This window comes from Arthrobacter agilis (assembly GCF_002953615.1).
In the GTDB taxonomy this organism is placed as follows: Bacteria; Actinomycetota; Actinomycetes; order Actinomycetales; family Micrococcaceae; genus Arthrobacter_D; species Arthrobacter_D agilis_B.
Map to the genome: position 1 here is coordinate 65,969 of NZ_CP024915.1, position 10,573 is coordinate 76,541.

The window sequence follows — 10,573 nt, forward strand, 5'->3', positions numbered from 1 at the left end:
CGCCCCTACAGCGGCGGGGTCCGCGGCGGGGCCGAGCGTCGCGACCCCGTGGCCTCGAAGGCGGCCGCGAGGCGCAGCAGTTCCGTGTCGCTGTAGGCGGGGCCGGCGAAGGTCAGCCCCACGGGCATCCCGAGGTCCTGCGCCACCCCCATCGGCACGGTGACCGTCGGTATGCCGAGGTGCCGGGGCACGAGGTTGCCGTTCGACACCCAGACGCCGTTCCGCCAGGCGATGTCCGCCGATGCCGGATTCGTATCGCTGTCGGACGGTCCGACGTCCGCTGCCGCCGGGAAGACGACGGCATCCAGCCCGAGACCGGCCATCCACTCGTCGAGGTCCACGCGGCGTGTCTCCTCGAGGCCCCGGAGACCCTCCTCGAGGTGCGGGATGTCCACGAGCTTCACCGCACCGTGCCGCCGGATCAACTCGGGATATGCCGCGATGTCGTCGTCGAAACCGCTGTACCGGTCCGGAAGTGCCCCGCCGTCCGGCGGGAAGATCGTTGCACCGTCGACGTCGGCGAGGGAGTCCAGGGCCGGGTCGCCGTTCGCCTGCAGGAAGTCGTGCCAGGCCCACGCGGACAGGTCGAGGATCTCGCTCTGCAGGAACTCGGAACTCACCAGCCCCCGAGTCGTGATCGTGGGAGCACCGGGACGGTCGCCCTCGTAGTTGGAGACGACGGGGAAGTCCACCTCGACCACGTCCGCCCCGGCCCGCTCCAGGTCCGCCCGGGCGGCCGCCCACAGGTCGAGGACGGAGGCCCGGGTGCGGATGGCCCGGCCCGTGGGCCCTCCGATGTCGGTGGACGGGCCGGTACCGGCCTCGGGGTCCCCGTTGATGTACATGCGCGGCACGCCGAAACGCTTCCCGGCGAGGTGCCCGCGTGCCTCGTCGGCGTCGCGCGGAGCGAGGGAGACGTACGAGTCGGGCCGGAGGGCCGACGCGGCGGGGATGTCGATCCACGGCTGGGCGCGCCAGAAGTCCCCGCGTGCATCGTCGTCGTCGGCGACGACGACGTCCAGGATCTCCAGGAGGTCGGCCATGGTGCGGGAGTGCGGCACGACGACGTCCATGGTCGGCACGAGCGGCCAGTTCCCCCGGACGGAGATCACGCCGCGGGAGGGTGTGTAGGCGCAGAGGCCGTTGTTCGAGGCCGGTGACCGTCCGGAGGACCAGGTCTCCTCCGCCAGCCCGAAGGCCGCGAAGCTCGCGGCGGTCGCCGTCCCGGAGCCGTTGGACGACCCCGAGGCGAACGCGGCAGTGAGGTAGCCGGCGCTGTAGGGGCTCTCCGCCCGCCCGTAGAGACCGCGCTGCATGCCGCCGTTGGCCATGGGCGGCATGTTCGTGAGGCCGACGAGGACGGCTCCGGCGTCGCGCAACCGGCCGATGGTGAAGGCGTCCTGCTGCGCGACCAGGTCGCCGAAGGCGGGAGAGCCGGCGGCGACGGTCAGGCCCTTCACCTTGTAGCTGTCCTTCGCGGTGTACGGGACACCGTCCAGCGGCCCCCGCACCGTTCCGCGTGCCCGCCGCTCGTCCGAGGCCCGGGCCTCCTCGAGGGCGTGCGGATTCAGGACGACGAGCGCATTGAGGCGTATCCCGCCCCGGTCGTAGGCCTCGATCCGGCGCAGGTACTCGGTGACGAGCTCCTCGCTGGTCGTCCGGCCGGCGGCCAGGGCCTCGCGCAGGTCCCGGATGGTGGCTTCGACGACATCGATCGGCATCACTGCTCGCCCCCTCGCGCTCGCGGCTGCTGCTGCGTGATGCAGTGGATGCCGCCGCCGAAGGCGAAGATGTCGCGGGCGTCCACCAGTTCGATCGTCCGCCCGGGGTAGGCCTCGGCGAGGATGCCTGCCGCCACCTCGTCCCGGGGATCGTCGAAGGCGCAGAGGACGACGACGCCGTTCGCGACGTAGTGATTGATGTAGGACCAGTCGACGAACTCCCCGTCGTCCCGGATCGCGGTGGGTGCGGGCACGTCGACGATCCGCAGGGGGGCGCCGTCGGCGTCGACGGCTGCGGCGAGGACGGATCGCAGCCTGCGCGTCACCTCATGGTCCGGGTGCTGCGGGTCGTCCTGCCGGTGGAGGAGCAGCGTCCCGGCGGCCGTGAACGCGGCGACGATGTCCACGTGGCCCCGCGTGCCGAACTCGTCGTAGTCCCGCGTCAGCCCGCAGGGCAGCCAGACGGCGTGCCGGGTGCCCAGGCGGGCGTGGAACTCGGCTTCCACCGACTCCTTGGTAGCGGTCGGGTTCCGGCCCGGGTCGAGCTGGACGGTGTCGGTCAGCAGGACGGTGCCTCGCCCGTCGACGTGGAATCCTCCGCCCTCGTTGACGAGGTCGCTCGTCGTCGCGCCCACCCCGGCGAGCCGTCCGACGGCCGCCGCGACCTTCGCGTCCTCGGTCCAGGCGGCCCAGTGCTGCGCTCCCCACCCGTTGAACACCCAGTCGACCGCCGCCACTCCTCCGCCCGGCTCCTGGACGAAGGTGGGGCCGGAGTCGCGCAGCCACGCATCGTCGAGGGGCACCGCCTCGACGGTGATGTCCTCTCCCAGCATGCCGCGCGCCCGGTCCAGGTCTGCCGGATCGGCGAGGACGGTGACCGGCTCGTACCGGGCGATGGTCTGCGCCACGCGGACCCAGGCCCTGCGTGCCCGGTCCAGGCTAGCGCTCCCCTGCTCCCCGAAGGTGTCGTTGGCGGGCGGGAACGCCATCCACGTCCGGGCGTGGGGCTCCCATTCGGCGGGCATCGTGGCACCCGGCGCTGGAAGGGTCCCGGCTTCCTGGGGGACGGTCGAGGAGGGGGAGGAGCCCACGGGATCTTCCTTTCGGGGTGCGGACGAATGACCTGCGCCACAAAATGAATGGCGTTCATTATTGCGGCAACTCTAGAGGACGTGGTCGAGGGTGCACAAGCCGGAGATACCCGGTGAAGCCTCACCGATAGCGGCGGGCGTCCGCGGCCTCGGGCGCGAAGACGCCGACCTGCAACCCGATGACGGGGGCATGCCAGTCCGAGACGGGGGACACCTGTCCGGTCAGCCGCTCCCTGAGCCAGCCGCTGAGGTCACCCGTCGCCCGCGTGCCGTCGATGACGTCGGCCAGGGGGTAGCCCCCGGTCCGGGGGACCTGGACCTTGGTGCCGTCGAGGAAGGAGACGATGACCTTGACCCTGGCATGCCCACGGCACTCCCGCTCGGCCTGATCGGCCTCGTGCCGCAGGGCGGTCAGGGCGTGGTCGAACACGATGCTCCCGCGGTCGAAGGACGGGTGCGCCGGCCGGGCGACCGAGTGGAACGCGACCCAGTGGAGTGGATGCACGTCCGAGACGACGGTCACCGCTCCTGCCCGTGCCCTGATCTGCAGCCACACGAGGTCGTCCGGGACACCGTTCAGTTCGGCGAGGACGGGACGTACGCCGCAGGCCTCCCAGAGCGACGCGATGCGGTGGTGGAGCGCCGGGACATCAGGGCAGGTCACCGTGAACCCGTCCTCAGCTGCCTCGACATCCACCTTGAAGACCAGCATGCCCTACCACCTACGGGACGCGGACGACGTCCCTTACGTCGAAAATAGGCTCCTGCGGGGCGTGGGTCCAGTACTTTGGCGGGTCGGCTTTCCGCTTGAAGCCCGGCGGGGTCCTATCCGACGGGACCGGGGCCGAACTCCACCTGTACGGTGAGGCCGCCGCCGGGGGTCCGGGCGAAGGCGAGGCGTCCGCCGTGGGCCTGCGCTATCCGCATGCAGGTCGCGAGGCCGATCCCGGTGCCGGACGGATCCCCGTCACGGTCGAGGCGCACCAGCGGCTCGAGGACGCGGTCGTAGTCCTTCGGCGGGATGCCCTTCCCGTTGTCGGCCACCTCCAGGCGCCAGGATCCGGGCGTGGCGATACCGCTGATGCGTACCTCCGGTGGGATGCCGGGACGCGCGTAGGCGACGGCGTTGGCCACCAGATTCTGGATGAGGACGCGCAGCTGCTCCCGATCGGCGCTGGCCGAGAAGTCCTCGGTGTGGATGCGCACGCCGTCCACGTGGTGCCCCAGGTCGTCGACGGCGGCCTGGACCACGGCCGCGAGGGAGACGGTCTCCGGATGCGCGGCCCCGCCGACCCGCGAATAGCCGAGGAGGTTCTCCACCATGGAGGACATGCGGAGGGCGCTTGCACCGATGCGCTTGAAGTACGTGCCCGCAGGGCCCTCCTGCAGGTCGGGCTCGTCCTCGGCGAGCTCCGCGAGTCCGACGACGTTGGTCAGGGGTCCACGCAGGTCGTGACTGATCCGGCCCGCGAATTCGCCGAGCAGTTCATTGCTGCGCTGCAGCTCGGAGATCGTCGCGTCGAGCTGGCGTGTCCGCAGCTGGAGGTCGAGGACGTCGACCACCTGGGCGGCCAGGGTCTCGAGTCCCGCCGTCTGCTGTCCGGTGAGGCTGCCCGGCTCCTCGTCGAAGATGCAGAGGGTGCCGAGGGGTACGCCGTCCGTCGTCAGGAGAGGCGTGGTGGCATAGAACCGGACGGCCCCGAAGCGACCGTCCACGAAGGGGTTCGCCCGGAACCGTACGTCCTCGCTGCAGTCCTCCACCACGACGGTGGAACCGTACTTGAGCACCTGCCCGCACAGCGAGTCGTCCCGCGCGCACATGAGCGGCTCGAGTCCCAGCGCGGCGATCTGGTGGAACTCGTCCTCGGTGATCACGTTGATGGCCCCGTACCGGGCGTTGCAGAGCTGGACGGCGAGCGCCACGAGATTCTGCAGGGCGGCCGGAGCGTTCGAGGCAGCGGCCGGCTGCGGCAGGGAACCGGCGGGCGCCACCTCGCCCAGGGCCACGCCCAGCCCGTACCGCGAGAGCAGGTCGGCGTGCCCGGAGCCTCGGTCAGCCTTCTGCAGGGATGCCTGATCGGTCATGTCGCGAACGTCCTCCCAGTAGCAGCGCGCGGTGATCTGCCTCCTAGGGTAGTCCCCGGCATCCACGCGCACAGCGAACACGCGGCCTCCCCGGCTGGCTGCTCACCAGGATCGGGGACAATGGGGATGTGGCCCTGTTAACCGAATCCCCCGTCCTCGACGCCGACGCCGTCCGCCGCGAGGCCGGACGCCGTCGCACCTTCGCCGTCATCTCCCACCCCGACGCCGGCAAGTCGACCCTCACGGAGGCCCTCGCACTCCTCGCCCGGGCCATCCAGGACGCCGGTGTCACGCACGGCAAGTCGAGCCGCCACGCGACCGTGTCCGACTGGATGGGCATCGAGCAGGAGCGCGGCATCTCGATCAGCTCGGCCGCGCTGCAGCTGACCTACCGCGACACCATCCTGAACGTCGTGGACACCCCCGGCCACGCCGACTTCTCCGAGGACACCTACCGCGTGCTCGCCGCCGTCGACTCCGCCGTCATGCTGATCGACGCCGCGAAGGGCTTCGAGCCGCAGACCGTGAAGCTGCTGGCCGTCTGCAAGGCCCGCAACATCCCGATCATCACCGTCATCAACAAGTGGGACCGGCCGGGCCTGGACGCGCTCGGGCTGATCGACGACGTCGGCGAGCGCACCGGCATGACGCCTGTCCCGCTGACCTGGCCGGCCGGGATCGCCGGCGATTTCCAGGGGCTGCTGGACCTCCGGGCACAGCGGGCCATCGCCCTCGAGGCCGTCGAGGCGGGCGCCCAGGCTGCCGAGGAGACCGACGTCGACATCGACACCCTCGACCCGCGTGATGCGGGTCCGTGGGTCGACGCGCGCGAGGAGTCCGGCCTGGTCGAGTCCTCGAACGGCTCCTTCGACCGCGAGGAGTTCGAAGCCGCGCGGCAGACGCCCGTCCTGTTCGCGGCGGCCGCCAAGAACTTCGGCGTCTCCCAGCTCCTCGACATCCTCGTGGATGTGGCACCCTCGCCCTCGCCGCGTCCCTCCAAGGAGGACGAGCCCCGGCCCATCGACGCGCCCATGTCCGGTTTCGTCTTCAAGGTGCAGGCCGGCCAGGACAGCGCGCACCGCGACCACATCGCCTACCTGCGCATCTGTTCCGGCACGTTCGAGCGCGGCATGGTCATCACCAACCAGCGGACCGGCAAGCCCTTCGCCACGAAGTACGCGCACCGCGTCCTCGGCCGCAGCCGCGAGGTGGTGGACACCGCGTGGCCGGGCGACGTCGTCGGCCTCGTGAATGCCACGAGCCTCCGCGTGGGCGACAGCCTCTTCGCCGAGCAGCCCGTGCAGTTCCCCGACATCCCCCGCTTCTCCCCCGAACTCTTCGCCGTCGCCCGGGCCAAGGATCCGGGACGCTACAAGCAGTTCCGCCGCGGCATCGAGCAGCTCGAGCACGAGGGTGTGGTGCAGGTGCTGCGCTCGGACCTCCGAGGCGATCAGGCGCCCGTCCTGGCCGCCGTCGGTGCCCTGCAGTTCGAGGTCGCCGCCGAGCGGCTCGGGACCGAGTTCAATGCGCCGACGTCGCTGGACCACCTGTCCTACACGCTCGCGATGCGCGTGGCGCCCGAGAGCCAGGGCGTGCCGCAGACCTTCCGCGGCGGTGAGATCATGTTCCGGTCCGACGGCGAGATCGTGGCCGTCTTCGGTGACAAGTGGAAGGTCGGACACTTCAGGAAGGACTTCCCCGACGTCGTCCTCGAGCCCATCGGTGCCGCCGTCGACCAGTAGAGCGTCGGTCAGTAGCTCCCGGACGCTCCGCCGCCGCTGAAACCGCCGCCGCCGTTCATGGAGGAACCCGACGAGTGGCCAGCGGTGCCGCCGGAGTAGAGCGCGGGGTTCGCCACGTAGAGGGGCAGCCAGAGGGCCGGGTTGCTCACGGCGTCACTGCCACGGGTGCTGTACCGGTACTTCCGGTAGGCGTCGCGCTGCTCCTCGGTGAGCCGGAGATCGGGGTCCGATTCCTCGGCGGCCCGGAGTTCCTCGTCGGCGCGTCGACGACGGCGGCGGGAGTCCGCGACGATCCACCCGATGACCGCTGACAGCAGGAGGGCGATGCCTCCGCCCACCCAGGCGAACAGCACCCAGTCGAAGGGCTCCTCCTCCGGTTCCGAGCCCTCCGCGTACAGGTACACCTGGTCCACGGCCTCCGTGAGCCCCCGGGCGTAGTCCTCATCGGCGAAGGCCGGTTCGAGGACGTCCTCGACGACGTCCTCGGCGTCGTCGTCCGAGAAGGCCTCCCGCACGCCGTCGGCCGTCTCGATGCGCAGTTCCCGCTCACCCGTGTCCGCGACCAGGAGCACGCCGTTGTCGGCGCCCTCGTCGCCCACCTGCCAGGCGGTGGCCACCGCGCGCGCGTAGTCCTCGATGGACCCTCCGGCGCCGTCGACCGTCAGGACGGCGACCCGCGCGGCACCGGTGGTGCTGTTCCGGCGCTCGATGAGGGCGTCGAGGTCCTTCTCCTCGCCCGGCGTGAGGATCTCGGCGGCGTCCAGCACGTTGCCCTGGACCGGGCGTTCGGGGACATCGGCCGGCCGGCTACCACCGCACCCCGTCACCAGAAGCACCAGCGCCGCGGTCACCGCGCCGGCCCGCCGTCGTCTTCCCGGAATCATCAGCACTCCCCCACGGTGTGGCCCTTCGATGTCTCCATTATGGACCGGCATGCCGTCAGCGCGACCCCATGGAGAGCAACCCGTTCCGGATACCCGGGAACACGGCGTGCAGCCGGTCGCGCGAGCCGGTCTTCTGCAGCAGCCCGGCGAGGTGGTACGTGATCGTCGTCTGCTCCACGAAGCGCCGGGCGGAGATCCGGGCGGAAGGACAGTGGGCCCGGGCAGCGCCTAGCTGTTCCGTCCCCGCGCCGTGACCGCCCAGCGTCCCTGTGCGGCGCCGTCGCGCACCACCTGCACCTCGTCCACGAGGTTGATCGTCATGCAGACATGGTTCGGGACCACCCGCAGCCGCGAGCCCAGCGGTGGAAGCTCCCGGCCGGAGGGCCACTCGACGGTGGCGTGGTGCTCGGACAACGCCACGATGCGCGCGTCGTGGTGGTCGAGCAGCCTGCCGTGCCCGGTGGCCCAGGCGGCGCGGTCGCTGCCCAGTACCTTGCTGCCGGCATCCAGGATGAAGCGGTCCGGGCCTCCGTCCGCGCCCCGCCGGTGGCTCACCACCGTACTCTCGATGCTCAGCGCGATGTCCGTCGGCCGGCAGTTGCCGAGCTCCCACTGCTGCGCGTCCCCGAAGACGTACACACCGGGGCGCAGTTCCGTCAGGGTGTCGCCCGAGGACAGGGGCGCCGACGGCGTGGACCCGCCGCTGACGGCGGGATCGCTGAAGCCTGCGTCGAGAAGGGCCGCCGCGGCGGCGGACAGGGCGGCCTGCTCGTCGGCGACCGCGGGACCCGCTGCTCCGGGGCCGTAGCTGTGGCCCGGGAAGGTGAAGACGCCGCGGACCTCCAGTCCGGCGGATGCGGCGGCCCTGGCGACCCCGACGGCCTCCCCCGGCAGGACTCCGCTGCGGTGGTGTCCGCTGTCCAGCTCGATGCGGACGCCGATGCGGGCGGCACCGGGCCCGAGGCTGCGGGCCAGCTGCAGGGCGCCCTCCGCCGAGTCGACGCCGACCTGGACGCGGGCGCGGTCGGCCAGCGCGAGCAGGCGCCCGGCGTCCCGCTCGTCGACCCACAGGGGGTAGGCGATGAAGACGTCCTCGATGCCGCGGGCGACGAAGGCCTCGGCCTCGCCGATGGTCGCGACGGTCAGGCCGACGGCACCCGCGGCGACCTGCAGGTGCGCGATCTCGGCGATCTTGTGGGTCTTGGCGTGCGGGCGCAGCGCGATCCCCCGCTCCCGCGCGGAGGTCGCCATGGCGGCGATGTTCCGTTCCAGGACGTCGAGATCGACGACGACGGCGGGCGTTGCGACACTGCCGGTGGCCGGCGGGATCCTGCCGCTCACGAGTCGAAGTGTGTCTCTGGGAGTTCCTGCCCGATCGAGGTGACCACCGCTGCTGCGACGTCCGCGAGTTTCTTGTTCCGGCCGCTGGACGCAGCCTTGAGGATGGTCATCGCGGTGTCGTGGCTGCACCGGTTCTGCCCCATGATGATGCCCGCCGCGACGTCGATCGTGGTGCGCGAACTCATCGCGGCCCGGAGCTGGTCACCGGTGTCGGAGAGGTGCGCGACGCGGACAGCCATGCGGAGGGATTTCGAGGCCTCCCGTGCGAGGTCGACGGCGGCGGCGATGGCGGCCTCGTCGAAGGCGTTCTCCCGGGTCGAGTACAGGTCCAGACCGGCTGCGGCGAGTCCGTCGAGCGGGATCGGCACTCCGATCACCGAGCGGACACCATGGTCGGCGATGGCCCTGGTGTACTCCCCGAAGCGGGACTCGCTGCGGAAGTCCGGCACCACGTAGACCTGGCCCTCGCGTGCGGCCCGGATGCACGGGCCGTCGTCGAACTGGTACTGGACCTCGTCCATCAACCGCGCCTGCTCGCTGCTGCTCGCCACGTTTCCCTTGGCGCGCGACCGGAGGAGGGTCACCCCGCAGAACACCTCGCTGCCCTCCGACGACAGCGCGTCCGCAGCGAGCTTCGCCAGCCCGTCGAGGAACTCGTTCACGTCGGAGCTCTCCAGCACCATGTCCTGCAGCATCCCCGGCAGGGACACTTCGCCGAGTATCTGGTCGTCAGCCACCGGGATCCACCTTCTGCTCGCATCGGGCCGCCGGTACACGGCCCATCGTCCGCCACGCTACCCGCACGGCAGGCCCACGGGAAACAATCGTCGACCTTCCGCATCCGGTCGTCAGGCGGGCCGGGATCAGGGTGGGGCGGAGTCGGACCGGGCGGACCCAGGACCGACGACGGCGGCGCGACGAGCCGCTTCCGGCCCGCCGCGCCGCCGTCGGACGCGGATCGGAGGAACTAGGAGGCGCGACCGGCCGGGGTGATCCCGCCGGAGCAGGCAGCGCCGGGCTCGCGCGTCTGCTCGCCCTGGATGTACTTGTCGAGGAAGGTGGCCAGACGCGCATCGTCCGCGGAGTCGACCTCGAGCTGCAGGCCCCAGGCACTGGCGGCGATCGGGGTGCCGAGGTCCGGGTAGGGGCTCAGCAGCACGTAGGAACGCGTCCCCACGAGTTCGGTCAGCTTGTCGATCTCCTCCTGCCCGATCTCCGGGTCGTAGGTGATCCAGACGGCTCCGTGCTCCATGGAGTGCACGGAGTTCTCATTGGGCACGGGCTCCGTGTAGACGCCGCAGTTGGTCCAGACGGGGCTGTGGTCCCCGCCGACGGGGGGCGACTGCTCGTACTCGACCGGGCCGTCGACGTGGTTGAACGTCACGTCGGGATATTCCTGGATCCCCTCGATGGGCTGCGAGGCGGCAGCCTCACGGTCCCGGTTCACCTGCACCTGGTTCACGATGACGAGGGTCACGGCGATGATGACCGCGAGGATCACGGCTCCGATGCCACCGAAGATCAGGGCGTTGCGCTTGCGTTCACCGGCCCGCTGCTGGGCCTGGATGGCGGCCAGGCGCGCCTGGCGGTCCTGGTTCTCCTGGGAACGTTTCTTGTTCAACGAGATGTCCTTCGGTGCTGGAGTGGCTGCGGCGTACACCGCGGATCGGATTGCGCCGGAAACAAATGTACCGGCGGGTCGCGCCAGT

At 71.0% G+C, this 10,573-nt stretch carries 10 protein-coding genes; 1 reads left to right on the forward strand and 9 read right to left on the reverse strand.

Annotation, left to right across the window (positions count from 1 at the left end; translation table 11 throughout):
- Positions 1–5: 5 nt before the first annotated feature.
- From CVO76_RS00310 to CVO76_RS00325, 4 genes are all read right to left on the reverse strand, one after another.
- Positions 6–1,721: an amidase gene (locus tag CVO76_RS00310; protein ID WP_208740285.1), complete on the reverse strand. Its 1,716-nt coding sequence runs from the start codon at positions 1,719–1,721 to the stop codon at positions 6–8.
- A complete protein-coding gene (locus CVO76_RS00315; protein ID WP_208741641.1) occupies positions 1,721–2,746 on the reverse strand; it encodes an agmatine deiminase family protein in 1,026 nt (341 codons plus the stop codon). Before CVO76_RS00315 ends, CVO76_RS00310 begins: the two co-directional genes overlap by 1 nt.
- Before the next feature lie 187 nt (positions 2,747–2,933).
- Positions 2,934–3,524, reverse strand: coding sequence for a hypothetical protein (locus CVO76_RS00320; protein ID WP_208740286.1), 591 nt, complete (start codon positions 3,522–3,524; stop codon positions 2,934–2,936).
- A 113-nt stretch (positions 3,525–3,637) separates the two neighbouring features.
- Positions 3,638–4,897, reverse strand: coding sequence for a GAF domain-containing sensor histidine kinase (locus CVO76_RS00325; protein WP_133081558.1), 1,260 nt, complete (start codon positions 4,895–4,897; stop codon positions 3,638–3,640).
- Between the two features lie 128 nt (positions 4,898–5,025).
- On the opposite strand from CVO76_RS00325, the gene CVO76_RS00330 reads away from it, so the two are divergent.
- Positions 5,026–6,639, forward strand: a complete 1,614-nt coding sequence (locus tag CVO76_RS00330) for a peptide chain release factor 3 (protein ID WP_244186106.1) — start codon at positions 5,026–5,028, stop codon at positions 6,637–6,639.
- Between the two features lie 8 nt (positions 6,640–6,647).
- Here CVO76_RS00330 and CVO76_RS00335 read toward each other — a convergent pair whose 3' ends face one another.
- The 5 genes from CVO76_RS00335 to CVO76_RS00350 form a co-directional block, all read right to left on the reverse strand.
- The gene (locus CVO76_RS00335) at positions 6,648–7,523 is read right to left on the reverse strand and encodes a TPM domain-containing protein (RefSeq protein WP_208740287.1); all 876 of its coding nucleotides are present in this window, start codon (positions 7,521–7,523) and stop codon (positions 6,648–6,650) included.
- A 55-nt stretch (positions 7,524–7,578) separates the two neighbouring features.
- Entirely contained in the window at positions 7,579–7,701 is a 123-nt protein-coding gene (locus tag CVO76_RS17480; protein ID WP_279628585.1) for a hypothetical protein, read from the reverse strand.
- Between the two features lie 50 nt (positions 7,702–7,751).
- Complete coding sequence (locus CVO76_RS00340) at positions 7,752–8,864, reverse strand: alanine racemase (RefSeq protein WP_244186108.1); 1,113 nt, start codon at positions 8,862–8,864, stop codon at positions 7,752–7,754.
- Entirely contained in the window at positions 8,861–9,601 is a 741-nt protein-coding gene (locus CVO76_RS00345; RefSeq protein WP_244186110.1) for a GAF and ANTAR domain-containing protein, read from the reverse strand. The genes CVO76_RS00340 and CVO76_RS00345 overlap by 4 nt, the downstream gene beginning before the upstream one ends.
- A 230-nt stretch (positions 9,602–9,831) precedes the next feature.
- Complete coding sequence (locus CVO76_RS00350) at positions 9,832–10,485, reverse strand: DUF3105 domain-containing protein (protein WP_133081560.1); 654 nt, start codon at positions 10,483–10,485, stop codon at positions 9,832–9,834.
- Between the last annotated feature and the right edge of the window lie 88 nt (positions 10,486–10,573).

Excerpts from the sequence above, each read along its gene's own strand:
- CVO76_RS00320 (WP_208740286.1), bottom strand. The coding sequence starts at position 3,524 with ATGCTGGTCTTCAAGGTGGATGTCGAGGCAGCTGAGGACGGGTTCACG.
- CVO76_RS00315 (WP_208741641.1), bottom strand. The coding sequence starts at position 2,746 with ATGCCCGCCGAATGGGAGCCCCACGCCCGGACGTGGATGGCGTTCCCG.
- CVO76_RS00310 (WP_208740285.1), bottom strand. The coding sequence starts at position 1,721 with ATGCCGATCGATGTCGTCGAAGCCACCATCCGGGACCTGCGCGAGGCC.
- CVO76_RS00335 (WP_208740287.1), bottom strand. The coding sequence starts at position 7,523 with ATGATTCCGGGAAGACGACGGCGGGCCGGCGCGGTGACCGCGGCGCTG.
- CVO76_RS00325 (WP_133081558.1), bottom strand. The coding sequence starts at position 4,897 with ATGACCGATCAGGCATCCCTGCAGAAGGCTGACCGAGGCTCCGGGCAC.